20 protein-coding genes and 1 pseudogene are annotated in these 24,277 nt (G+C 67.8%); 6 read left to right on the forward strand and 15 right to left on the reverse strand.

The window, feature by feature from the left end:
- Window positions 1–82: 82 nt before the first annotated feature.
- Window positions 83–265, reverse strand: coding sequence for a hypothetical protein (locus tag ABZU25_RS22660; RefSeq protein WP_355031355.1), 183 nt, complete (start codon window positions 263–265; stop codon window positions 83–85).
- Between the two features lie 614 nt (window positions 266–879).
- On the opposite strand from ABZU25_RS22660, the gene ABZU25_RS22665 reads away from it, so the two are divergent.
- Window positions 880–1,932, forward strand: a complete 1,053-nt coding sequence (locus tag ABZU25_RS22665) for a glycoside hydrolase family 3 N-terminal domain-containing protein (protein ID WP_355031356.1) — start codon at window positions 880–882, stop codon at window positions 1,930–1,932.
- 1,000 nt (window positions 1,933–2,932) lie between these two features.
- Here the strand turns inward: ABZU25_RS22665 and ABZU25_RS22670 are convergent.
- The 4 genes from ABZU25_RS22670 to ABZU25_RS22685 all read right to left on the reverse strand — a co-directional run bounded on the left by ABZU25_RS22670 (window position 2,933) and on the right by ABZU25_RS22685 (window position 6,497).
- Window positions 2,933–3,292, reverse strand: coding sequence for a hypothetical protein (locus tag ABZU25_RS22670; RefSeq protein WP_355031357.1), 360 nt, complete (start codon window positions 3,290–3,292; stop codon window positions 2,933–2,935).
- A 635-nt stretch (window positions 3,293–3,927) separates the two neighbouring features.
- Window positions 3,928–4,317, reverse strand: a complete 390-nt coding sequence (locus tag ABZU25_RS22675; protein ID WP_355031358.1) for a transposase — start codon at window positions 4,315–4,317, stop codon at window positions 3,928–3,930.
- Between the two features lie 131 nt (window positions 4,318–4,448).
- Window positions 4,449–4,685 carry a hypothetical protein gene (locus ABZU25_RS22680; protein WP_355031359.1) on the reverse strand — a complete coding sequence of 79 codons (237 nt, stop codon included), beginning with the start codon at window positions 4,683–4,685 and terminating at the stop codon, window positions 4,449–4,451.
- 9 nt (window positions 4,686–4,694) lie between these two features.
- On the reverse strand, window positions 4,695–6,497 hold the full coding sequence (locus ABZU25_RS22685; RefSeq protein ID WP_355031360.1) for an RHS repeat-associated core domain-containing protein: 1,803 nt from the start codon (window positions 6,495–6,497) through the stop codon (window positions 4,695–4,697).
- Between the two features lie 925 nt (window positions 6,498–7,422).
- Between ABZU25_RS22685 and ABZU25_RS22690 the strand changes: the two genes are divergently transcribed.
- From ABZU25_RS22690 to ABZU25_RS22700, 3 genes are all read left to right on the forward strand, one after another.
- Window positions 7,423–8,103, forward strand: a complete 681-nt coding sequence (locus tag ABZU25_RS22690) for a hypothetical protein (RefSeq protein WP_355031361.1) — start codon at window positions 7,423–7,425, stop codon at window positions 8,101–8,103.
- A 52-nt stretch (window positions 8,104–8,155) separates the two neighbouring features.
- Window positions 8,156–8,494, forward strand: coding sequence for a hypothetical protein (locus tag ABZU25_RS22695; protein ID WP_355031362.1), 339 nt, complete (start codon window positions 8,156–8,158; stop codon window positions 8,492–8,494).
- A gap of 85 nt (window positions 8,495–8,579) precedes the next feature.
- A complete protein-coding gene (locus ABZU25_RS22700; protein ID WP_355031363.1) occupies window positions 8,580–10,721 on the forward strand; it encodes an MMPL family transporter in 2,142 nt (713 codons plus the stop codon).
- A 163-nt stretch (window positions 10,722–10,884) separates the two neighbouring features.
- Here ABZU25_RS22700 and ABZU25_RS22705 read toward each other — a convergent pair whose 3' ends face one another.
- From ABZU25_RS22705 to ABZU25_RS22715, 3 genes are read right to left on the reverse strand one after another with little or no spacing between them, the layout of a single operon-like run.
- A complete protein-coding gene (locus ABZU25_RS22705; protein ID WP_355031364.1) occupies window positions 10,885–12,336 on the reverse strand; it encodes a HAMP domain-containing sensor histidine kinase in 1,452 nt (483 codons plus the stop codon).
- Entirely contained in the window at window positions 12,333–13,016 is a 684-nt protein-coding gene (locus tag ABZU25_RS22710) for a response regulator transcription factor (RefSeq protein WP_355031365.1), read from the reverse strand. The genes ABZU25_RS22705 and ABZU25_RS22710 overlap by 4 nt, the downstream gene beginning before the upstream one ends.
- A gap of 47 nt (window positions 13,017–13,063) precedes the next feature.
- Window positions 13,064–13,654, reverse strand: coding sequence for a transposase family protein (locus ABZU25_RS22715; protein ID WP_355031366.1), 591 nt, complete (start codon window positions 13,652–13,654; stop codon window positions 13,064–13,066).
- Between the two features lie 384 nt (window positions 13,655–14,038).
- Here ABZU25_RS22715 and ABZU25_RS22720 point away from each other — a divergent pair, with 384 nt between their 5' ends.
- Both ABZU25_RS22720 and ABZU25_RS22725 read left to right on the forward strand, forming a co-directional pair.
- A complete protein-coding gene (locus ABZU25_RS22720; protein WP_355031367.1) occupies window positions 14,039–14,401 on the forward strand; it encodes a VOC family protein in 363 nt (120 codons plus the stop codon).
- 1,206 nt (window positions 14,402–15,607) lie between these two features.
- Window positions 15,608–17,713 (forward strand): hypothetical protein, encoded by a 2,106-nt coding sequence (locus ABZU25_RS22725; protein WP_355031368.1) that lies wholly within the window; start codon window positions 15,608–15,610, stop codon window positions 17,711–17,713.
- 339 nt (window positions 17,714–18,052) lie between these two features.
- Here the strand turns inward: ABZU25_RS22725 and ABZU25_RS22730 are convergent.
- The 7 genes and pseudogenes from ABZU25_RS22730 to ABZU25_RS22760 form a co-directional block, all read right to left on the reverse strand.
- Window positions 18,053–18,319, reverse strand: a pseudogene (locus ABZU25_RS22730) (alpha/beta fold hydrolase); the annotation flags it as partial.
- An 18-nt stretch (window positions 18,320–18,337) separates the two neighbouring features.
- Complete coding sequence (locus ABZU25_RS22735; RefSeq protein ID WP_355031369.1) at window positions 18,338–18,643, reverse strand: DUF1877 family protein; 306 nt, start codon at window positions 18,641–18,643, stop codon at window positions 18,338–18,340.
- 476 nt (window positions 18,644–19,119) lie between these two features.
- Window positions 19,120–20,352 carry a hypothetical protein gene (locus ABZU25_RS22740; protein ID WP_355031370.1) on the reverse strand — a complete coding sequence of 411 codons (1,233 nt, stop codon included), beginning with the start codon at window positions 20,350–20,352 and terminating at the stop codon, window positions 19,120–19,122.
- A gap of 255 nt (window positions 20,353–20,607) precedes the next feature.
- A complete protein-coding gene (locus tag ABZU25_RS22745) occupies window positions 20,608–21,813 on the reverse strand; it encodes an ABC transporter permease (RefSeq protein ID WP_355031412.1) in 1,206 nt (401 codons plus the stop codon).
- A gap of 11 nt (window positions 21,814–21,824) precedes the next feature.
- Window positions 21,825–22,517, reverse strand: coding sequence for an ABC transporter ATP-binding protein (locus ABZU25_RS22750; RefSeq protein WP_355031371.1), 693 nt, complete (start codon window positions 22,515–22,517; stop codon window positions 21,825–21,827).
- The gene (locus ABZU25_RS22755) at window positions 22,514–23,617 is read right to left on the reverse strand and encodes a peptidoglycan-binding domain-containing protein (protein ID WP_355031372.1); all 1,104 of its coding nucleotides are present in this window, start codon (window positions 23,615–23,617) and stop codon (window positions 22,514–22,516) included. The genes ABZU25_RS22750 and ABZU25_RS22755 overlap by 4 nt, the downstream gene beginning before the upstream one ends.
- Window positions 23,614–24,144 (reverse strand): hypothetical protein, encoded by a 531-nt coding sequence (locus ABZU25_RS22760; protein ID WP_355031373.1) that lies wholly within the window; start codon window positions 24,142–24,144, stop codon window positions 23,614–23,616. The genes ABZU25_RS22755 and ABZU25_RS22760 overlap by 4 nt, the downstream gene beginning before the upstream one ends.
- Window positions 24,145–24,277: the final 133 nt, after the last annotated feature.

Consider the following 24,277-nt stretch of genomic DNA (forward strand, 5'->3'; position numbering starts at 1 on the left):
CCATCCCGACAGCCTGAAGCCCGTCCAACGCCCAACCGGGAACGTCGACCGGCGTGTCACCCAACCCGGCCAACGTTTCCGGTCACAGCACTAGCTGCTGTGCGTGGGCGACGACAATGTCGATCATGTCCAGCAGCGGTGGGGTGACCGGTCCGCCGTCTCCGGCAGCAGCGATCAGGTCTGGGGTTGGCTGATGCAGCGCGGTCCACGCGTGGACGGTGAGCGCGGCGCCGGTGACCGCGATGACAGTGCGACGGGTCGGCACGGGTCCTCCTACGAGGCTGAGCAGTCCGTTGCTGTCCCAGGGTAGATCCATTGAATGGTTCGCCGGCAGCGCTGGATGCGAACGCGGGGCGGTTACCCCCCAGACGTCCTCGAACATCAGGTCGATTCTGAGCTTGACGGCAAGTACCTCGACGACGAGTTCGGGTATGTCACCGTGCGGCACAGCGCCGTCTGAGACCCATTTGTAGGGGGTCTTGGGTTGACTCTGCGGGTGCTGCCTCGGGCCACCAGAGCCGAGTTGATTCGTCGGGCGAGGGCCTCGGGCCCCCATTGCGCCTCTCGGAGCAGGCTGGCCAGCCGTTGGGTAGCGCGGGAAGTTGTGGGTTCGGCTTCCACGGTGGGATCCCCCTTCCGGGTGCCGGTAGTGCAGCCGCGGGCCTGACAGTAGCGGCCACGGTCAGCGGCGGGGAACGAAGCGCACCATCCGCACCAGGTTCCGAGCGAGCGACACCGATGGCACTCCGTCGATGCCTGCCCCAGGCGCTCGGAACCGACAAAGGTCGATGTGTGGGCACGGTCAGGGCCGCATTGTCACTCCGCGCGTCCTGCCGTTGATGCCCACTAGTCGACCTGCGGTCGCGAGGGAGAGCTGCCATGCCACGTCCGTTTCCCGGCCAGCCGGTAGGAGTCGATCCCGTCCTTACCGCTGACATTGATCTGCTGGTGCGTCCCGGCCGGATGTTCCTACGGCCCGACGATTGCGCTCAGTCACTGCACGAGCAGGCCGGCAGTGAGCCGGGCCGGATTAGTAAAGCCATCGTCGCAGGCCCGGCGCGGTTGAGTCAGGTCACCCGGACGGCGAGCGAGAACTCAGCCGGTTCGCTGCCGCTGTTGCTGAGCGTGAATCAGGAAGGCGGCCGGTTGAACGCGCTGGACTGGCCAGGCGTGGCTCAGTTGCCAGGAAATCTGGCGCTCGGGGCAGCGGCGAACGAGGACCTGGCCGAGCTTGCCGGTGCGACGATCGGTGAGCAACTTCGAGCGGTGGGGTTGACCTGGAATCTGGCGCCGGTGTGCGACACCGCAGGGTGGCCGGCGGCTGCTGCCGTTGGCGCTCGCGCCTTCGGCTCAGATCCTGAACGGGTTGGGCTGTTGGCGGCAGCATTCGCGCGCGGAGTGCAGAGGGCTGGCGTCGCGGCGACCGCTAAGCACTTTCCCGGTCTGGGCGGGATTGGTGGGGACCCGCACCACGTCGCGCCGGTGATCGACCGACTCGGCCCGGGTGCGTTGCTGCCGTTCCGGGCAGCGATTGACGCGCAGGCGGCGTGCGTGATGGTCGGCAGTCACACCGTGCTCGCCGTGGACAACAAGCCGGCGTTGGCATCGCCGCGCATGCTTGGCCTGCTGCGCGATGAGCTGGGCTTCGCCGGTGTGGTGGTGAGCGAGAACTTGTCGATTCCCGCGGTGCACGAGCCGCTCGGCGGTCCGGCCCAGGCGGCGGTCGCCGCAGTGGCCGCCGGGGTGGACATCGTGATGCTGGACTCGGAGGTTTCCCGGGGGCGCAGCTCGTCGGCAATCCGTCGTTGTCTGGGCGGCGGGCGGCTCCGTGGCGTCGCGAAGACGGATCGATGCCCAGCGGAAGGACCTGTCGTGAGCGTTCTCGTCGCTGCGCAGCTCGTCGTGAACAACAGAATGATCTACTTCGGTTAGCTGCCGGCCGACCCCGACGCGGTGGTCGCCCTGGTGCCCGACGGGCTCAAGCCGGCACCGAACCACCAGGTTTTCATGAATCAGGCGGGTACCGGGGCTGGGCGCGCTGCAGCATGTGCACTGGCCCGATACTGACGGCTTCGGCCGGGCGCCCGCACATGAAGCCGATAATGGGCCATGGTTAGAGACCGAATTGGCGGGCCTGGTCCCGGGTGGCGCTGGTCTTAGCCGGTTGGATGTCGCCGTGGAGTGGGCTGCGGCGCATGGAACAGATGACCGGGCCTTCGGGCAATTGAATCGTCGATCCTGGGATGTAGCCATGCCGGGCATGCAGGCTCTGGGCATCGGGGTGGTGCTAGTCCAGGACAGTAGGTTCACTGGTCGAGTCGGCTGCGATGGTGGGCTGAGCAGGGACGTGCCGTGTCCTGACCGCCTTGCGCTGGGCGGCACGGCGAGGAACGCGAGGTGGTAGTGGGGCTCACTGGGTCGATCTTTGGCGAGTAGCCGATCGAGTAGGTCGAAGCGATCGCTGTGGGGCCTGCGGCATCGCCTAGTACTCCAGCCGCACCTGGTGGAGTTGGAGTCTTCGCTGGTAGTGGGCTGTTTTGGCGCGGTACTGGTGTCGTCGTCGCCATCGTGACCATCGATGGATGTGGTCGAAGGGTCTGATGGTGGTGATCAGGTGTGCCAGCAGACGTCGGACCTCGCCGAGGGTGAGTGGTATGAGGCCGTCGTCGGATTCGGTGCCCCTTTTTGGCGTGGGCGGCGGTGACGGCGAGGTAGGCGTGGGCGCACAGAACGAGTGTTATGTGGCGGTACCAGGCGTCGTAGCGGCGCACCTGATAATGATCCAAGCCGACCTCGGTCTTCGCGGTTTGGAAGCATTCCTCGATCGCCCATCGGGTCCCGGCGATCCGGATCAGGTCCTCGTCCTGGGTGTCGGCGGGTCCGAAGCACAGGTAGTAGGCCAGGTCCGTGGGGTCCTTGATGCTGCGTCGGATCAGCAGCCAGTGGCCGTGGCCGTGCCGGGCAGGGAGGCCACTGCCCAGTCGTAGAGTCGCGGTCCTTTGGCGCCGTCGCCGCAACTGCGCCGCTTCCACGCCAAGGCCGGCGCGTTCGCGGCGAGGACGTCCGGACGGGAGTTGCCAACCGTGGTCGGGACCCGCTGGTTGCGGGGCACGGCCAGGACGTAACCGATGCGCTGCTGCTGCACCGGCAGGCACGGGCGTTGACGACCTTGGCCAAGGTGGTGGCCGGTGCCGGGGACTTCGACCGGGCCGAGACGACCGCCCGCAGCATCGCCAACCCAGACCAGCAGGCGCAAGCGCTTATCGGTCTCGCAGGCATGTGCGTAGAGCAAGATGAGGCTCCCCTGGCGCGAGACTCTGCGAGCGAATACGTAGGTCCGGCGATGATGCGAGCCCGCTCACTTGTAGCCGCTGCCCTCGCCCTAGGGTCTTGGGAAAGGTGCCTCGGAGTGGGCATGCGAGTGCAACTGGCCGGATTCGCAATCCTTGCTGGTGAACGGCTGCTCGCTAATTGATTAGCCGATTTGCAACGCAAATGACTTTCGGTATTGAAGCTGTGTTGCGCTTTATTCTCGGGAAATCCGGAAGCCGAGACTCGCTTCGTTGAACGGTCGCGTGTTGCGCAGCGCCACTTATCGGGGCCGTCAGCCTGTCCCACACGTGCCAGGCAGCCAATCAGCGGGAGGTCGGCTGACTCCGATGCAGCTCTCTGCGTCCGCCAGCGAAGGCCGTCCTCGCGTCGGTCGTGATCGTCCTGAGTCGCCCATCAGACCTGTCCGCTGGGCGGCAGCGGGTAGGTTGTTTGCATCACCAGCACGCGGCCAGGTGCGGCGCACTTTTTGGTGCCCCGGGCACGGCACCAACCGGCATCCCGTCTTCCGACGGCACCGGCCACCGCGATGCCCCCGTTTACCCCCCGGAAACCCCATGCATGGGTTGGCGTGTCTCGCTAACGGCACCTCTCGTGTCAACCTGCGGGCAGCAGAGAGGTCTCCGTGTCTTTGATCATGGTGCGGTAGACGATGTCGGCGAGGCGCTGTTTCAGGCAGCGCATGGCTTCCTTGTGGGTTTTGCCTGCGGCTCGTTTGCGCTGGTAGTAGTCCCTGCCTGGGGTCGCTCGTTTGATCTGGGCCATGGCCATGACATGCAGCGCGTAGTTCAGTTGCCGGTCGCCGGCGCGCGATAGGCGGTGCCGTTGGATGTCACCGGATGACACTTCTATCGGCGCGACACCGCAGTACGAGGCGAACGCGGACTCCGATCGGAACCTCTTGACGACTCCGGAGCGGGCGAGGATCTTCGCGGCGGTGACGTCGCCCATGCCGTGCAGATCGGAACGGCAGGTTTCGTGCTTCACATCATCAGCACCTGGCGCCGACGACGAATTCAAACGCTCCACTCTCGAAGCGGCAGAAGTGGCGAGAGGGCCGAACTGCGAACCCTCTCGCCACTTCTTTCACGTCGCGCGCCGACAGCCGGCCAATCTTCTCAATCGCTCGCCGGCGGATCTATGCTCTTGGCCCTCCTTCGGAGCCGATTCCAGAGAAAGCCGGCGAACTGCACTGCCAGGCCGGTCATCATCACGCCGGCGAGAAGTCGCAGCAACACATTATCGTGATTGAAGAAGAATGCCAGGGCAATGATGAAGTACACCACCAGAAAGGCCGGATGCTGGCCCGAATCCCGGCGCCGAACCCGCTTCTCGATCGGCTCTTCGTTAGTCATGATACACATTCACCTGCATCCCGAATACATGCCCCGGGAAGCCCAGCGGCTCACCTTTCTAGCGAATCTGCAGTATTTCGCACCACCAGCCCGCTTGGTGTCACCCCAAGCTCGCCGGAACTCCCGCGAGTCATTCCTGAAGTCGTGGAACCCCATCCAAGCCCCACCGGCCGACGCGCCATAGTTGAAGCGGTCTCTCCAACTCATTCTCTTGATTGGTCGCCAGGTCGCCTTGAAACCGTTCTTCTTGATGGCCTTGTAAGTCTTCCAACTGGAACGTAGCCCACGAAACCCGCCTCGCGCTGCGCTGAATCCACCGTAGAACCCAGCTGCAGTAATTGCCATCCGACCCCCATGATAGGCCATTCGCCACACCGAGTTACGTCCCCAGCCGCAGATTTTTCCGCACCACCGCTTGCCGTCCAAATCGAAGGCGTTGATCGGGTCTGCGCAGGCGTAATCGTAGTCGTTGCAACTGCCCCCCTCGACCGGGTCGGTCTGGAGGAAGCGTCCGGTGGTCGTGTTGTAGAGACGGACGCCCATCAGGATGATTCCTGACGGGGTGTCCGCCGCGCGCTGCTTGGCGCCGAGCCACCCGTACCGCTGCGACCCGAGGTTCTGTGGATCGCGCGGGGTGCCGTACTCGTCGGCCTCGCTGGTGCTCGACAGGCCCTCGTCGCCACCGTGGATCGCCGCGACTAGGTCCCCATGCAGGTTGGTGATTTGCCAGTCGATCTGGGCGCTGTCGCTGTCGAATATGCCGGCCATCGCCGACAGGCCCGACACTGGTCGGGTGAACCGGTCCGCCGTCTCCTGTGTCCACGACGGGTTGTCCTCATTCCCGTCGTAGTGGTGTACCGCCTGGACGGAGACACCGCTGGCGTTGTCGGTCCACGAACGAACTCGCTCACCTGTCACATCCAGGACGTAATCCGTCGTCCGCCCGCCCTGAGTGATCGTGTCCACCAGGTCCGTCGAGTGGTATGCGACGGTCACGTTCCCGCCCGACGCCATGGCAGTGTCGGTAGCGGGTACCGTCGTCGTGCGGCCAAGGGCGTCGTACCCGTAACCGGCGGTGTTCACCCGGTCCGCCGTGTCGTACGTCCAGGCTCGTGACGACGCCGCAGTCGATGTTTGGCACACACCGTCGCTACCCGGGCCGTACGTGGTGGCCGACTTGCGGTTCGACGAGGCGCTGAACCCGTACGACCGGGTGGTGCACTGCCCCCCGATGGTGTCCTGGATCGAGCTGAGGCGGCCAGCCTGGTCGTAGCTGTAGTTCTGCTCCGACAGGCTGGACGCTCGCTTCCGCCACTGGCCGTGCGCCGATTCCACCAACGACTCGGTGTAGAGGGTGCAGTCGGTGGCCGCGCAGCCCGGCTTGGTGTAGGTCATTGCGACCGGGGTGCCGGTCTCGTCGGTCTCCGTGGTGACCTGTACGCCGTTAGGCCAGGTCTCCGACGTCACATTCCCGTCGACGTCGTGGGTGCCGGTGAAGGTACCGGCCTGTGTGTCGTTGACCGAGGTCAACAGGCCACGCCGCTCGGCCCCACCGTCGTAGGTGTGGGTCCGGGTGGCTTTGCCGTCGCTGCTGGTCGCCACCCGTCCGAGCAGATCGAACGTGGTGGTGGAGGTGGTCCCATCGGCATCTGTGTAGGACGTCTGCCGGCCCAGGCCGTCGTAGCCCTTGCTGACCTGCGCCGTGGCCAGCCCGCCGACCACTGACTGCACGTGCAGCAGCCGCCCGGTCGCCGCCTCGTAGACGTTGCGACTGATCGGCAACGCCGTGCCGAGTCCCACCGCCGCAGCCACGCTGGTTTCGTATGCCCGGCCCGCATTGTCGTACGTCGTGGTGGTCGTACGTAGCGTTCCTGCGCTGGTCTTCTCGGTGACCACTCGCGGCTTGTTGTGGCCCACTCCTTCCTTGTGAAGTGGTTTCAGACCCTGGCGGAAGCGCGCGGCACCCTAATGACGAGGCTCTGTGTCCTACCCTCTGATGAGCCGTTCGCGATTCCAGCGACCCGCACGGTTCCGGTCTTCGCGTTCAGAGCTTGTCGGCTCCCGGTTGCGAGGTGTGTGCATTGCGGGCGGGCCGCAACCACGATCAACATGCTGCCTCAAGTCACGGATGTGGTCCGGACACGCCGGCCCGCCGGTCTTGCAGGAGGCCGGCCCAGAGGTGTGCAGGCGTGTACTCGACGAGCCGGACCACCACCGTCAACGGCCCGCCGCCGCCCACGCTGCCGATCTTTTTGGAGACCTTCAGAGGTCGGGTAACGGGCAGGCATCCCGCGAGCCGCGACGGACCGTTCGGGATTCATTAAGTAACGGGCGGCGGGGCATCTGTTGTCGTATCCCTGCGGTGCCGGGTCCGGATAGGGGAGCAGACTGGGAGCAGCGGGGTGCCCTGAACGGCCTTGAACTGCGCCCAATGGCGCCGAACGGCGCACAATTGCGCCCGACCCTGCTTGCGGCTCCACGTTCCCGCAGGTCAGAGCCGGTGTGGCGTCCTGTTTCACACCGGAGTGCTCCGCGGTTCTGTGCAGCGGTCGACAAGGCTCTATGTCGCCTGGCAGGGGAGTGTGCGCAGGTCAAGGCGGTAAGGAACCGTTGGTTGGCCTGGCCTTGCATCTGGGAGCAGATTGGGTGCAGGTTGGCGAAGAGGTCTCCGCGCCCGAAGTGCTCACCGAGGCCGGACAGAGACCAGGGGCTTTGACCTGGTGATGGAGGTTGAGCGGTGCGGCTTGACCTCCCAGTGGATACCGAAGAGGTCAAGCCTCCAGCCCTCCCGACTGGCTGGCGTCGGCTGTTGAACTGGGGCCTGCCGGCGCCAAACACGAGGTCAGAGCGCATCGATGCACGGCTCTGGCTGTCGTCGCGGTGGCGTCGGTACGGATCCCGCGAGCTGAGCCCCATATCCCACTGGCGAACCTCTGAGCAGGGCTTCCTGGACGGTGACCTCTTCGGCGGGCCCGAAGACTTCAACGTTGGCGTCTCTGCGGAGGCGGTAGAGCGCCGTTCGCTCATGCCGATCGGACACGAGAACCAGGGAGGCTGCACCTGGCTGTTCGACTCCTCGGACGCCAACCCCGTGGTGTGGATCGACCAGGACGAGTGCGGGCTGCGGCCAGAGCACGAGCGGATGAGCGAGACGCTGATGAACGCCCATCACATGGCCCTGAGCACCCAGCTTGAAGCCGAGCACGTTGAGATCGTCACCGCAGGATTGACGCCGCTGCCGTGGGAGCCGTGGCGCTGGCCGAATGACTCGACGCGCTTCTTCGTCGCGCCGGGCATGATCGCCGAAGTGACCGACTCCTGGCACGGAAGGTTCTCGATGTCGATCGGCACCGTGCACCGTAGCGTGTTACGCCCACTGAGCGGGCTCGGAATCCGGTGGATGCGGTTCGACGGCTGAGCCGACACCACCATGGACGCCAACTAACGGTGACATACCGCAGGTCCCAATATTGCCGCCTCTGATCTGCACATACTCCCCTGCCAACAGGAAGTCGACCCTGGAGCGGCCCGGTCCGGACGTCGCCACCGTGGTGATCCGGTCCGCGGACCTGCTGCGTGAGGGTCGTGTGCTTCTGCTGGGCCTCGCCGACCTCGCGGAGGTCGGCGACGCCACGGCCGCGTGGACCGGACGGGTCAACACCGTCACCGCCCGCACGGACCGTGTGGACGTCGACGCGTCGCTGATCCGGCCCGACGGCTGCGTCGCCTGGGCCTTGCCCACCGCGCTGGATCTGGACACCACCGCGCTGGTGTGTGCGCTCGGCACCTGGTTCGGCCACCCGGCGTGAGCGGCGCATTAACGGTCGTCTCAGATTCGCTCGGTACGAAGTCGGCATCAGATGAGCGAACTAACCCGTATGGAGGAAGCTAGTGATGGCAGTCAAGGCAGCGCCGCCCGGGGAGGCGCCGGCCGGTCGCTTGGCAGGCCGGTGGGTGCCATGGTTGGTGATCGGGTTGTGGGTGGCGCTGGCGGCGGTCATGGTGCCGCTGAGCGGGAAGTTGAGCTCGGTAACCACCGACAGAGCCGTGGACACCCTGCCGGCCAGCGCCGAGTCCACCAAGGTGGCGGCGCTGGAGGACAGCCTCCCCGGCGGTGAGGAGAACACGTTCGTCTTCGTGTACCACCGCGCCGGCGGCATGACCGACGCTGACCGCGCGTCGGTCGAGCGCCACCACAACACCCTTGCCAAGCGGTACCCGCCGAAGGCGACGGCGGCGGGCGGCGAGGACGGGGAGGGCGCACCGACGAGACCCTCCACCGACGGCAAGGCGATGATGTTCACCCTCGACCTGAGCACGACCTACGGCGCACCGGAGACCATCGTCGGCCCATTGCGTGAGGCTGCGAAGGACCGCCCTGCCGGCCTGGAACTCGACGTGACCGGACCCGCCGCAGTCGACGGCGACATGGACGCCGTCTTCGACGGCATCGACCTGCAGGTCTTCCTCACCACCGTCGTCGTCGTCACGCTCCTGCTGATCCTCACCTACCGCAGCCCGGTGTTGTGGTTCATCCCGCTCATGGCTGTGGGCGCGGCCGCACTGACCGCGATGGCGACCGTCTACCTGCTCGTCAAGGGCTTCGGCATCGTGATCAACGACCAGAACTCGGCGCTGCTGACGATCCTGGTATTCGGCGTCGGCACGGACTACGCGCTGTTGCTCATTGCCCGGTACCGGGAGACACTGCACCACCACGAGAACGTCCGGGTCGCGATGGTCCACGCGCTACGCGGCGCGGCGCCGGCCATCGTCGCGTCCGCGGCCACCGTGATCGCTGGCCTGCTCTGCCTGCTCGTCGCCGACCTGAACAGCACCAGCGGGTTGGGCCCGATCGGCGCGGCCGGCATCCTGTGCGCGCTGGTGGCCATGCTGACGCTGTTCCCGGCGGTGCTCGTGGTGCTCGGCAGGCGGATCTTCTGGCCGGCGATCCCGCGGTTCAACACGGCCCTCCAGGAGAAGCCGGGGCTGTGGGGACGGCTCGGCACCGCCATCAGTCGCCGCCGGTGGGTGGCGACGCTCGGCTCGCTCGGAGTCCTCGGCGTGCTCGCCATCGGGCTGGCGGGCAACACCGGCGCCCTGCGGGAGCAGGACCAGTTCCTGTCCGCGCCGGAGTCGGTCACCGGCTTCACCGTCCTCCGCCAGCACTTCCCGGAGCTCGGCGGCCAGCCGATGACGATCTTCACGCGGCCGGCGCACCAGGAGCGGGTGCTCGACATCGTCCAGGGCACTCGCGGTGTGGCCCTGGCCGTCCCGGGGCAGACCAGCGGAGGCTGGGCCGACATCTCCGTGTTCCCGGCCGACGCGCCGGACACCGCCGCGGAGTATGACACGATCAAGCGGGTGCGTACCGCCGTGCACGCGGTGAACGGGGCGGAGGCGATCGTCGGCGGGCCGAGCGCGGAGAACCTCGACACCGAGGTCACCACCACCCGCGACGAGAAGCTGGTGATCCCGCTGGTGCTCACCGTCGTCCTGATCGTCCTCGGGCTACTGCTCCGAACGATCGTGGCCCCTCTGGTCCTGATGGCGACCGTGATCGTCTCATTCGCCGCAGCCTTCGGCGGCAGCGTGTTCGTCTTCGACACGATCCTCGGGTTCAAGGGCGTCGACTATTCGGTGCCACTGCTGGCATTCCTGTTCCTGGTGGCGCTCGGCATCGACTACAACATTTTCCTGGCCAGCCGGGCCCGGGAGGAGACCGTACGCTTCGGCACCAGAGAGGGCATGCTCAAAGCCCTCTCCGCCACCGGTGGCGTCATCACCTCGGCAGGCCTGGTCCTAGCGGCCACGTTCGCGGTCCTCGCCTCACTTCCGCTGGTGATGCTGATCGAGGTCGGCTTCCTGGTCGCCTTCGGCGTGCTGCTCGACGCCTTGCTGGTGCGGTCGGTCCTGGTGCCCGCCCTCACCCTGCTGATCGGCCGGCGGATGTGGTGGCCGAGCCGGTTGTCCCGACCGGTGGAGCTGCCGGACGATCAACGGCCGCTCGTGGAGGGGCCCGCGCCGCAACGGTGAACGCGGCGGCACAGTCGAGATCCGGGACGGGCTCTTGCCCGTCCCGGATCTTTGTCATGGCCCGGCGGCCGTCACCGTGTCCGACGCCCTGGTCCTGCGCCGCCCGCTGCGGCGGGTCCTGGCACCGCGCGCCGTGGCGGCCCCGGCGCCGTGCCGCAGCGGGTCAGCGCGCCACCGTGTCCACCCCCGCGGTGAGCCGCGTGATCCGAGCGGGCGGGGCGGCGGCCGGAAGGATGATCCGCAGCAGCGCACCACCGCGTGCGGACCGGGCGACGGTGACCCGGCCGGCGTGGGCGTCGACGACCCGCTGCACGATCGACAGCCCCAGACCTGATCCCGGCAGCGCCCGGGCGCTCCCGGCACGGTAGAACCGGTCGAACACCCGCGGTACGTCGGCGGCGTCGATGCCCGGCCCGGCGTCGTCGACCTCGAGGACCGCCGACGCGCCCTCGGCACGGAGCCGGACCTGGACCGGCTGGTCAGCGGGGGACCACTTGCCGGCGTTGTCGATGAGGTTGAGCACCGCCCGCTGGAGCGCAGCGGGACGCCCGCTCACCCACACGGAGGTCACGTCGAGCGCGACCTCGATGTCGGGCACGCGGGAACGAGCCCGGGTCGCGGCGGCCACCACCACGTCGGCGACATCGAGTAGCTCGGTGCTCTCGTCGCTGACGTCGCCGCGCGCCAGGTCGGTCAGCTCGGCGGCAAGGGTGCTCAACTCGACCACCTGGGCGCCGAGATCGTTGAGCAGCCGGGTCCGGCTCTCCGCCGGCAGTGCGCTGTCCAGGGTGCCTCGCCGATCGAGCCGGATCAGCAGCTCAACGTTGAGGCGCAGGCTGGTGAGCGGGGTCTTGAGTTCGTGGGCGGCGTCCTCGGCGAGCAGCCGCTGGGCCCGCCGGGAGTCCCGGAGCGCGGCGAGCATGCCGTTGATTGACTGGATCAGCCGCCGGATCTCCCCGCCGCCCTCGTCCGGGATGTCGGCGTCGAGGTCCCGGGTCTGCGCGACACGAACCGCGGCGGCAGTCAGCCGGTCGATCGGCGCCAGCCCGGTCCGCGCCACGGTCCGCCCGACAAGGGCGCCCCCGGCCACGCAGAGCAGTCCGATCAGCAGCATGCCCAACCCGAATCGGTTGATCGGGCTGTCGTCGCTGTTGCGGGCCACCTGGACCGCGCCGTCGCCCGCCCGGAGCGTGTAGATGAGGTAGCCGTCGTCGTCGCTGTCGTTCGACTCCATCAGGTCGGCCGACGCGCCCTGCGCCACGCGCCCGGCGTGCCCGCTGACGGGGGGCAGCGCGGGTTGGCCGGCCGGCGTCCGGGTCGAACCGTCGGGCAGGATGACCCGCACCAGCCGACCGGATCCGGGATACGGCGGTAGCTGGACCTGCGCCAGACCGGTGTGCTCCACGGTCGTCGCCAGGACGCGGGAATCCGCGCGTAGCTGATTCTCGGCGTTGTCCTGCAGCTCCGAGTCCAGCAGCTCGCTGGCCACCTGGAAGGCCACGAACACGCTGACCGCGATGGCCGTCGCCGCGATCACCGTCAGCCTGGTCCGCAGGGACCGCCGGCGCCACCATCGAATCAGCCGACGCGGTTCCCGGCCGGCGGGCCTGCTCACGGAGGAGTCTCCCGCAGCGTGTACCCCAAGCCGCGCAGCGTGTAAATCAATCGCGGCTCACCCTCGGCCTCCATCTTGCGGCGCAGATAGCTCACGTACACCTGAAGGTTGTTGGCGGTGGTGCTCATGTCGAAGCCCCAGATCGCCTCGAACAGCGCGTCGCGGGTCAACACCCGGGTCGCGTTGCGCACGAGAACCTGTAGCAGGGAAAACTCGGTCCGGGTCAGATACAGCGGCCGCCCACCCCGCCACGCCTCGAACCTGTCGGGATCGACCCGGACGTCGGCGAACGACAGGATCTGCGACTCGTCGTCGCCCGGCGCGCGGCGGCGCAGCAGAGCCCGGACCCGGGCCAGCAACTCCTCGGTGGCGAACGGCTTGGGCAGGTAGTCGTCAGCGCCCGCGTCCAGCCCCGCGACCCGGTCGGAGACCTGATCCCGGGCGGTCAGCATCAGCACCGGCAGATCCCGACCCGCCGCCCGCAACCGCCGGCAGGTCTCCAACCCGCCGAGGCGGGGCATCATCACGTCGAGGATCAGCAGATCCGGCGCCGCGCCACCGATCCCGTCGAGCACGGCGAGACCGTTGGCGGCGGTGCTAGTGCCGTAACCCTCGACCTGAAGCACCCGCTCCAGCGACTCACGGATGGCCGCCTCGTCATCGGCGATCATGATCCGCACGCCGGCCCGCTCCCTCCAGTTGATGCTTTTGCGCTCATCCTCCCCGATCAACCTGAGGGCAGGATTAATACTGCAACGGCAGTAGGCGTGGGCGCTCCTTGGTAGCCCTTATCGGCGAAGGTAATCACGTCTGCCCCGCTCAGCGTCTCGATGATGCCGTGGGTTCGTGCTGCGGTCAGGTCATGGACCGAACCGGGCAGCGCCGGTGAAGCCCAGACGAGCCGGCCAGCGGCATCGGCGATGACCTGCACGTTCACGCCGTGGTGCTTGTGTTTCCCGGAGTAGTACTGCTTCTGGTCGGCGACCCGGTCGATCGGAACCAGGGTGCCGTCGAGGATCGCGCACGCCAGTCGGCGGATCCGTCCCATGGCGGTGGCCAGGTCATCGGCGGCCGTCGCGAGCAGGGCTATCGCTTCCTGGACGTAGCGCCAGGCGGTGGCGACGCCGATCTGGAAGCCGGCCGCGAGTCGGGTGTAGGTGTCGCCATTGCGCAGGTGGGCCAAGGCGAGCAGCGCCTGCCGGCCGGGTTCGAGGCGCCGCCATCGGGATCGGCGCTGCTTACGGTGGTCGCGGATACGTTCGGCGAGGTGGTTCAGGGTGCGGCTGGACAACGGAATCGTGGCGGGGTAGGACAGCATGGCGAGGCTCCCGGTCGGGGCTTCGAGTCTTGGTCGACAGCTGTCCTACCTGGAGCCTCGCATGAGTACGGCGGTGAATGTCTTACCGATCCTCGTCCTGCCATCTGCTGCGGCAGCGTCTCGGGATGCCCAACGCCGAACCTGCAGGTGTTCTAAGTCCGTTGACTGATGTGGGTCAATGGGCCGACGCCCGCTGCAGGTTCGTCATCTGAGATACCGATCCCACGGGCAACGTCCTGAGCGGGCCCTTCAGGGTGACCTCTTCGGCGCGCCCGAAGGCGTCAGCGTTGGCGCCTCGCGGCGGCAGCAGAACGGTGTCCGCACATGCCGAGATGAGTGCGCCCCAGTGGGAGCGGGCTGCACATCGTCGCTATGGTCGGTGTCGTGGAGACACTGGGCCGACTTGCCGGAGTCACGGTCGACTGCCGGGATCCGCAGCGACTGGCTGACTTCTGGTCCGTGGTGCTTGGAGGACGCGTGACGGAGTCTCTTCCCGGCTGGCGGCGCGTCACTGTCGCCGGGGGCGGCCCGGTGCTGACATTCCAGCCGGTCCCGGAGCCCAAGGCCGGCAAGACGCGACTACACCTCGACATCGCCGTTACCGACGTTGACGAAGCGGTCGATCGGGTCGGGATGTTGGGCGGGCGGTGGACAGGTGAACGGCATGACTACCAAGAGGGCGCAGTCCTCGTCATGACCGACCCGGAGGACAACGAGTTCTGCGTCGTGCAGTACTACCGGGTGTGATCTGGTTAGGCTTTCGACCGAGCATCAGAGACCTGCTGATGCGTCGTACGCACCGTCGTCGTTGCACACTGATCACAAGCGGCCGCGAGAGCGTGGAGCCGTCGACACACTCTTCTGCCGCTGACAAGGCGCGGCGATCGTGGACGTCCTTCCCGATCGACCAATGCGGCTGCGGGAGCCAGTACGGGCGCCACCAAGGTACTGGCGCCGGCAATTCACGATCGGTCGACGGTCCGGTGCGAGCCCGGTTTGAGGGGAGCGCGTTGGGAGCAGCGGGGTGCCCTGAACGGCCTTGAACTACGTCCAACGGTCCCGAATGGCGCTCAACTGCACCCACCCCTAGCTGTGGCTTCTCGTTTTCGCAGGTCAGAGGCGGTGCGGCGTCCTGTTTCACAGCGGAGTGCTCTGCGGTTCTGCGCAGCAGTCGACAGCGTTCTATGTTGCCTGGCAGAGGAGTGTGCGCAGGTCAAGGCGGTAAGGAACCGTTGGTTGGCCCGGCCTTGCAACTGGGAGCAGGTTGAGTGCAGGTTGGCGAAGAGTTCTCCGCGCCCGAAGTGCGCACCGATGCCGGACAGGGACGAGGCGCTTTGACCTGCGGTGATGGAGATCGAGCGGTGCGGCGTGACCTCCCAGTAGAGGTCGAAGTGGTCAGGCGTGTTGCTCCAGGATGGCCGTCGTCGGCCGGCGTCTCGGGTCGCCCAACGCCATGCCTGTAGGTCTGCTGTGGATCGACGTGGAGCATCGCAGGCGAACCTGCTGGAGTTCGCCACGGTTCCGTCATCTGAGACGCCGATCCCACGGGCAGCGCCGTGACCAGGCCCTTCAGTCTGGAGACCTCTTCGGAGTGCCCGAAGATATCGGCATGGCGCTTCGGTTATCCAGCCGGACAACCTTGGCTCATGCCGATGAGCGGATGGCGGAACTGTCCGTTCGACCGCGAGCACACACAAGCAGCGAACAGGACCGGGGGGAGCGCAGGCTGGAGGAAGCAGGGTGCACGGAACGTCCTTGAACCGCATCCAACGGTGTCGAACATCCCTCAACGGCACCCGCCCCTACCCGCGGCTCCACGTCCGCTTCAGGTCAAGCGGGTCAGGCGTTCTGTTTCACCGCAGGCCGCCGAGATCGCGGGAGCGGTGGGAGACCGCGACTTCGCGGCGACCGGCCGGGACCCGGTCAGGCCGGGAGCCGGGTAGTCTACTCACTGTGACCAATGCCCGCCGGGGTCTGCTGCTGATCGTTCTCCTTGGGATAGCAGGCATCATCGCCGCCGGGTATGTCAGGTTGGTTGAGCATCCTGAGCATGTCGGACCCATCCAGGCCCTCACGGCGCTGCTGGCGGTAGCCGTGCCGGCCATTCCCATGCTGTGGCGCAGGTTCGTGCACCGGCCGGACCCTGCGCCGGAGTTGATCGATCGCACCGTCGACCGGTTGGCCGATCAAATCCGTGGGGGAGTCGAGTCTGATCTGGAACAGCGGGGGTTGCGTGTCCTGCCACCCATACCGCTTCGCTGGGAGTGGTCCGAGCGCGGTCTTGGCGCATCACGGGACGCAGCCGTCAATCCGACGTGGACGGAACATCGGGCGGTTCCGCTGCCGGGGATGCGCGCAATCGGTCTGGGTGAGATTGACAGCGGAAGTCTGGCGGATCTAATCCAGGTCTATGGCGGTGTGGCGTCCGGGCGGGTGGTGTTGCTCGGCGACGCCGGGGCGGGCAAGACCAGCGCTGCGTTGCAGCTGGTGCTCAGCGCGCTGAACCACCGCCGCTCGCTCGATCCGGTCGACCAGGCCCGCACGCCCGTGCCGGTGATGCTGCGGCTCCACGACTGGAATCCGGGCCAGCTAGATTTCCTTTCCTGGGCCACGTCCCAGCTGCTGCACACCTATTCCTTCCTGCGATCAACGGATTTCGGGCCGGGCGTCGTCCGCGAGATGCTGGCCGCTGGCCGCGTTTCCTTCGTCCTCGACAGCCTCGATGCGGTACCGCCGCGGTTGCGCCCAGCGGTCCTGCAGAAGCTGAACGCGCTGACAGCGCAGCGCATGGTGCTACTCAGCCGCGGCGACGAGATGGGCGACGCCGCTGCTCGGCGGGGCCTGTTGATCGGAGCGGCAACCCTTGAGCTCATGCCGCACACGGCGGCGCAGGCCGCCGATTATCTGGAGCGCTTCCCCGGCCCGCCGACACCCACCTGGCGACGCCTGCTTCGGCGCCTGCGCGGCGGATCTCGCGACGGCTTCATCAAGGCACTGGAGAACCCCTTGATGCTCAGCCTGGTTCGCGACCTGCAGGGGCGCGAGGACCGGCTCGGCGAGCTGCTCGATCCACGCCGTCGGCGTAGCCGCAAAGCAGCCGAGGAGTACCTGCTCGATACCATTCTGCTCAACGCCTACGGCCAGCATCCCAACACCGACGGCCCACTGCCGCGTTACACGGTCGACCAGGCACGCCGTTGGCTCGGCCGGCTCGCCTGGCGGCTCGACGAGACCGACGATCGCGACGTGGCCTGGTGGCGCGTTTACCGTTGGCTACCCTCCTTCGTTCAGCTCGTCATGACGTTCACCGTCTCAGGGGTGATCGGCACCATCGTCTCGGGGTTGCTCCTCGTGACCGGCGATGAAGCCACCACCCCCATCGCGTCGGGCATCGTCTTCGGGCTCCTCATTGGCATGCCTGCTGGGCTACTCACGCATCAGGGCGGCGACCTGATGTTCGGTAGCACCTCCGACGAGCCTCGCGCGTGGGCCTTCAACCGGCTGCGCTCGGTGGCCGCCCCGAGTGCCGTCCTGGGGTGGTTGATGCTGGCCGGTGCGGAGTTCGCGCTCATACGGCTGCGGTTCACCTACTTTCCCGAGCCCGGAGAAGACGCGCCCAGTCCGATCCACACGCTGGTGGTTAGCGTGGCCTTCACTTTGACACTGATGCTCGTCTATGCCGGAGCCCGGCCTACCGGCACCGACCGGAGCACCGCAGATCCGTGGACCTGTTGGAAGCGTGATCTCGGCTGCGGCTTGCTGATCGGTGCGGTGCTCGGACTGGGCGGCATCCTCGTCCTCTCCGCCGGAGTGCCCTCGGCGCGCGGAATCGCCTTCAATCTGGCGTTCGGCCTGGGATTCGGTGTCACGGTGTCTCGGGTATGGCGGGCGCTCCTCGTCTTCGTCTGGCTGCGCGTCCAGGGCGATGGTCCGCTGCGGATGATGCACTTCCTCGAAGACGCCCGGGCCAGACATGTCCTGCGCACCGTCGGCCCGCGATACCAGTTCCGGCACGCACGCCTGCAAGACCGCCTCGCCATGCAAGCCGCCCCCGAATAGTGATCTACAGCCCGGCGTGAAGGGTTCGCGCCGCGGATTACCGCCGGGCCGAGCGGACCGGTTCGGCAAGCGGTCGGCCGCCGCGAAAGACCGCGAGTGGTTGGCCGCCCACGCGCTCGCGCCGATCTCGGGTGTGGCTCCGCATGTTGTACGGGGGCGTCCGCTCATGGTCGAGGAGCGAAGCTGTCCCGTTCAGATGCTCGAAAAATGCCTAGCCGTTGGGAGTCAGCCGCCATTTAAACGTCACCGAGCAGCAGGCGGGCACCTCGGCGGACTGCCCAGCCCGCTGCCCGGTTCGGACGCCCGATTGGGCGATGCCCTACCGGGCGGCGGCGAGCGTCAGGCGGAGAGTTCGGCCCAAATCAGCGTGGCCAGTTCCGTGGGCTGAGAAAAGAAAGGCGAGTGCGAGGAGTTCATCCGCAGCACCCGTTCGGCCCGCTTGGCCATGAGTTCCTGGGCGAAGGGCGGGAGGGCGTTGTCCGCCTCGCAGACGATGTAGGTGCTGGGAATTGTGTGCCACGCCGCCTGGGTTAGCGGCTGCTGCGTCGATGCCCAGGCATGGAGTCCGAGTCGCCCAACGGCCTGTTCGGCGATCTCCGGATCGGCGTCGCCGTAGAAGACCTCTCAGGGCTGCGACGCCTTGAGGTAACCCTTGCCCTTCAGCTCGGCCCGCTCGTGCACCTCCCACCACAGCATGTCGAGCGCGGCGGCGACGACGCGGACCGTTTCCACGTCGAGGAGGCGTGGCGGCCCGTAACCGCCCTCCTCGCCGATGTCGTCGCCGCCAAGGACGGCCGCAGCGGCCGGGTCGTCCACCTCCCTGGCTTTGCCGGCCAGCAGGTAGTGCAGGGCGTGCCAGGACTTGTGCAGATCCAGCTCGGGATCGGGCATCTCTGCGTCTTCATCGTCAAGGTCGCCGAAGAGCAGCAAACTTACGGTCGCCGGCTCCGTCTCGCCGCCCGTGCGTACTCCTCGGCGCGATCGTGGTCGAGCCCGGCAGCGGTCCAGGCCTCCCGTGCGAGGTGCCGGTGCAGCCGTGGAAGCCGGTCGTCGGCGGGCCGGCCGGCGCGTGGCAGCATGACGTGGTGGCCTCCGCGGAGGGCGTCGCCGATCTCAGGCTCGCCGCCGATCGGTTGCTACGCAGTGTCATCCCACCTGGATCGAACCGGCTCCCGTCGTGCCGACCAAAGCAGGAATGGATGGATTCCGCCTCGTCGCCGGGATCGGGGGGCGTGGGGGCGAGCAAGTTGTAGTACCGGTCGCCGGATGCGCCGATCCAGCGCGGTCGGCACATCCGGCAACCGGCAAGAGCACCGACTCAGCTCTCGATCATCCGAGAACCCGCTCTTGACCTGCTGCTTTGTGATGGAGCTGAGGGGATTTGAACCCCTAACCTTCTGCAGCGCTCAGAAGCCCTGTGCGATGTAGGCCGCGAAGTCGACCGGGGGCGGCGGGACGGTCGCGTCGGGGCACGTGGGGTCGGGGAAGTCGATGCGCGGCGCTAGCACCGGCCATTGCAAGAGGTAGTACACGGTCCGGCCGGTGCTGTCGATGGCCTGCCGCAGCGTGCGGGCCGCGGCCGGGTCGTTGAAAAACACCTCGCCGATCGTCCAGCCCTGATTGGTGTAGCCGTACTGGTTCATCATGTTGTGTGCGGTGGTGAACATATCGCCCTCGTCGACGAGCACGTTACGACGGTAGAAATGGAAGTCGAACAGGTACGGCGGGTTGTTCCCGTAGACCTGGGGGATATACGCGATCCGGCCGGGGACGCCGATGGCGGAGAACCCGCATGTGTCTTTCTTGCCGAAGGCGTCGGTGTAGTCGGTCCACAGCCGCTGCGTGTAGGCGAGTAGGAGCGGCTGGGTGCTCGTCGGCACCGCCTCGTTGCATAGGTCGATCCGGTAATGGATGCCGGCGCCGGCGATGATCGGGCGCAGGTTGGCGATCAAATTCCAGTTCTCCTGGTAGATGTCCTCGTTCCAGCTCGACCAGTTGTAGGCGGCGTTCTCGCCGATAGGCATGAACGTCACCTGGATCTCGGCGAAGGTGGCGTCGACGATCGCGCGCAGCAGGTCGGTCAGGTTCTGCCGGTTCGAGGTGGAGATGTTGCCGCCGGTCGAGTCCATGGAGGTACCGGTGTCCGGGCGGCGTCGGTGGATGATATGCACCCGCAGTCGATGCTGACCGGCGGCGCGCATCGCGGCGAGCTGGCTGCGGATCACGTCCGGGGCGTTGTGGAACGAGTTGACGACGCCGTACGGTTCCCGGTTGCAGCCGTCGATTCGGTACCAGCCGTAGTTGGACCCGCCCCGGGCCTGCGCCCCGGTCGTCGCTGCCGAGGCGCGGCCTGCCGGCCAGCCAACGAGCCCGGCCGCGCCGACCGCCGCCGCCGATCCCAACAACACCCTGCGACGCATCGCGCCACCCCTTCCGCTCGTCGCCTCGAACCGAACCGGTGGCGACCCAGGTGAGTAACCAGCCGACCAGTCATCCGGTTGTCCGCCGACGCGGAGGAGGATGGCCGCCGTGATCGTTTTTCCGACCAAGGTATAGCGAAGTGCCCACTGTTGTCCGACCCGTGCCTGGTGCTTCAGGCCTTCCCCTGCATCGCGGGCGAGCCTGCTGGAGTCCGTCACGGTTCCGTCATCTGAGACGCCGATCCCACGGGCAGCGCCGTGACCAGGCCCTTCAGTCTGGAGACCTCTTCGGAGTGCCCGAAGGCGTCAGCGCTGGCTTCCCGCGGAGTTCGGTAGGGCGGCGTCCGCTCATGGCCGATGAGAGCGAACTGATCAGGCCGCGGCGGCTCATCGCTTAAGCCGACTGCCACGAGTCACCCACTACAACCCGGACGGCCCGGGATACTCAACGCCGCCGGGGTTGCAGGGCGGCCGTTACGGTGTGGCGAGCGCCTCCGTCGGTGCTAGCCGGGCCGCCCGGATCGCCGGGTACAGCCCGGCCAGGCCGCCGATGACGACGGTAGCGACCAGGCCGCCCGCGGTCGCCCAGGCCGGCACGACCGCCGGCCAGTCCTGGTACGCGGCGTACCCGGCGGTTACTCCGATGCCCAGCAGCACCCCGCCCGCGCCGCCGAGCGCGGACACCAGCAGCGACTCGGCCAGGAACTGGAGTCGGATCTGCCCTTGGTTCGCGCCGAGCGCGCGGCGTAGCCCGATCTCGGCGCGGCGTTCCAGCACCGAAATGATCATCGTGTTGGCCACCCCGACACCGCCGACCAGCAGGGCCACCGCGCCCAGCCCGAGCAGCAGCCCGTTGAGGGCGGCGTCGGCGGCCTCCTTGGCGCTGAGCGTGTCGGACGGTCGAGAGACCGTGACCTCGCCGGGTGCCCGGGGATTGGCGGTGGCGGCCAGGACTCCGCTCACGGCGACCACCTGGCTCTCCAACGAGCGGGTGTAGACGGTGGTTGGGTGTCCGTCGAAGCGGAACCGCTCGGCCGCGATCTCCCAGCCCATCAGTACGGCGGAGTCGAGTTCGGGGGCGAGGTCCACTGGGTTCAGGATGCCGACCACGGTGAACCGACCGCCGCCGACCAGGATTTCGGTTGCCGTGTTGGCTCGACCGATGCCGAGCCGTTGGGCCGCAGACGCGCCGAGTACCACTGCGGGGTACCGGCCGGTGAGGCCGTTCAGCCAGGCGCCGCTGCGGACGGTCGCGCCGACGGTCGACGGCAGCGTCACCCGGGCGGCGAAGGCGGACAGTCCGTTGGTCACCTCCACCGGGATCCGGTCGGTCCGGTACACCTTCACGTTGGAAATCATGCCGACCGCGGAGGTGGCGGTGACTGGACCGATACGCCCGATCATTGCTTCCGACTCTGGGGGCAGGTCCGCGGTCTGGCCGTTGAGGGTGTGTCCGGGCGAGACGGTCAGCAGGTTCGTGCCGAGCGCGGCGAGCCGGCGATCGAGTTCCTCGTGCGAGGACGACGAGATGCCCACCACGGCGATCATCGCGGCGATACCGATCGCGATGCCGAGCGCGGACAGCAGTGCGCGGGTCGGCCGTGTTCGCAGGCCGGCCGCGCCGATCCGGAACACGTCGCGGGTCGCGAGCCGAGCCGGAAGCAGCTCGGAACTGGTCATGGTTGCGGTGCTCACCGGTTCACCTCCGGGTCGTGGCGGGCGGACACGTGGTCGGCGATCACGCGGCCGTCACACATTTGCACCTGCCGGTCCAGGCTCGCCGCGAGGTCGCGGTCGTGGGTGATGACAACGACGGTGGTTCCGGCGGAGCGCAGCGCGCGCAGCACGTCGATGACGCCCTCGCCGGCGGCTGAGTCGAGGTTGCCGGTCGGCTCGTCGGCGAGTAGCAGCGCCGGATCGCCGACCACCGCACGTGCGATGGCCACCCGCTGCCGCTCCCCGCCGGACAGCTCGTGCGGCTCGTGGTCGAGCCGGTGGCCGAGCCCGACCCACTCCAGCACCGACCGCGCCCGGCGGCGGCGGTCGGCCCGCCGCACGCCGGCGTAGAGCAGACCGTCGGCCACGTTGTCGAGCGCCGGCGCGCCGCCGGCCAGGTGGAATTGCTGGAATACGAAGCCGATCCGCCTCGCCCGCAGCGCAGAGAGCTGCCGGTCGGACAACAGCGAGACGTCGTGCCCGTCGATGACCACGCGGCCGGCGGTGGGCCGGTCCAGGGTGCCGAGGATGTGCAGCATGGTGGACTTGCCGGAGCCGGAGGGGCCCACCACCGCAGTCAGCTCGCCGGTCCGGATGCTGAGGGTCACGCCGGCGAGGGCGTGGACGCCACCGGGGTACACCTTCGTGACGTCGGTCAGCTCGATCATGCCGGCATTCCCACCGTCATGCCGGCGCTCAGCCCGTCTCCGCTGATCTCGACCCGGCCGGCGGCGAAAAGCCCCGTCTCCACCCGCACGTAACGGGTGGTGCCGCCCTCGATCGCCTCGACGCCGTAGCCGCCTTCGGCGAGCGCCACCAGCGCCGCGATCGGTACCGTCAAGACGTCCTCGCGCTCGGCGGCGGTGAACACCACGTTGACCACCGCGGCCTCGACGCCCACGGCGGCCCTCGGATCGTTCAGCGCGACGAGGGTCTCGACCTTCGTCTCGGGCTGGCCGTCGGGGGTGTTCGCCGGCTGGATCACCGTGTATACACGGTCGATCCGACCCGGCACCTGCTTCCCGTCTGGCAGCCGGATCTGCACGTCGGCACCCTTGCGGGCCAGCCGCTGGTCGGCGACGTCCAGCCGGACGGTCACCCGCCGGGTTGTCCCGGTGTACCTCAGCACATCCTGCCCGTCGCCCGTGGCCCCGTTCACGCTCGCCGTGACGCTGTCCACCCGCACCGGGCCGGCGGCGAACAGCACCCGTCCCGGTTCCACCCTGCTGGTCTGGGTGATGCCCAGGTCCTTCTGCCAGCGCCGTACCGCCGTCCTGGTCGACGCCGTGAACCGGTCATCGACGGTGAACCCGACGTAGCCGAGCGCCCGCAGGTTGGCCTCCAACTGGCGCACGTCTGGGCCACGGGTACCGGTACTGAGCGGCCGGTACGCGACCACGTCGCCGTACATCAGCACAATTGGGTCGTTGTCCACCCGGTACAGCGGCTGTCCCCGGGTGATGACGTCGCCGGCCAGCGGTACCTCCGTGACGGTCCCCGGGATCCGCCCGGGTAGCCCGATCGGCGTGCCGTAGCCCAGGTCGCCGGCCACCTCGTTGGTGTCCTGCATCGTCTCCCGCGTCACCTGTGCCGTGCCCGCTGGCAGGTTCGCCGCCGACGGCGCCTCTGGCCTGCGGCCGCCGAGGCCCACGGCGACCACGGCCATCGCGCCCATGAGCACGACCGCGCCGACGACTGCGGCGGCCCGGCCCCGCGCCCGTCGCCGCACCGCCCGCCGGCCGGGCGCCGAATCGGTCGTCTCGCTCACCTGGTGGGCCCTCCGTTGGGGTGGCGGCTCGCCATCACGGCGTCACAGGCCGTCTTTGCCGCCGGATACTGCGGGTCATTCTCGATCGACTTGTTGAGGTCGACGTTCCCGTTGGCTCCGGGGTCGGGGAAGTGCTCTACCCCGTGCTGACGCATGCATTGGGAGTGCTGGCGCAGCGCCTCGGTCTTGTCCGCCGCCGGCGCACCGCCGTTGCCGCCGCCCTGGTACTGGCCGCACGCCGCCTGTGCCTTGTCCTGGGTGGCCCGGTCAATCCCCCTCGGGAGGTCGAATTCGACGTTATCGCCGTTGAAGACCGGGTCTGACATGGGTACTCCGTGCTCGCGCATGCACTGCGCGTACTTGAACTGCCGGTCTCGGGCGCTCAGGCTGGGCGTGGGGCTCGTGGTGGCCTTCGGCTGGCCGGAGCCATCCACCGACGCCACGCCTTTGTCGGGGGTCGTACCGCAGCCGACCGCGAGTATCAACATCAGCGGCATGGCGCTTACGATCGGCAACCATTTCCTCATCGGTTTCTCCCTCTTTTCGGTAACCGGTTCGCTGGCAACCACTTTTGCCCGGGTACAGGAGAGCAGGGGTGCCGTGACGCTGCGGTGACCTGGGTTGTCACGCCGATGTCACATGGGCTGGGGGAGACTGGGA

The sequence above is a fragment of the Micromonospora sp. NPDC005215 genome (assembly GCF_040607915.1).
In the GTDB taxonomy this organism is placed as follows: Bacteria; Actinomycetota; Actinomycetes; order Mycobacteriales; family Micromonosporaceae; genus Micromonospora.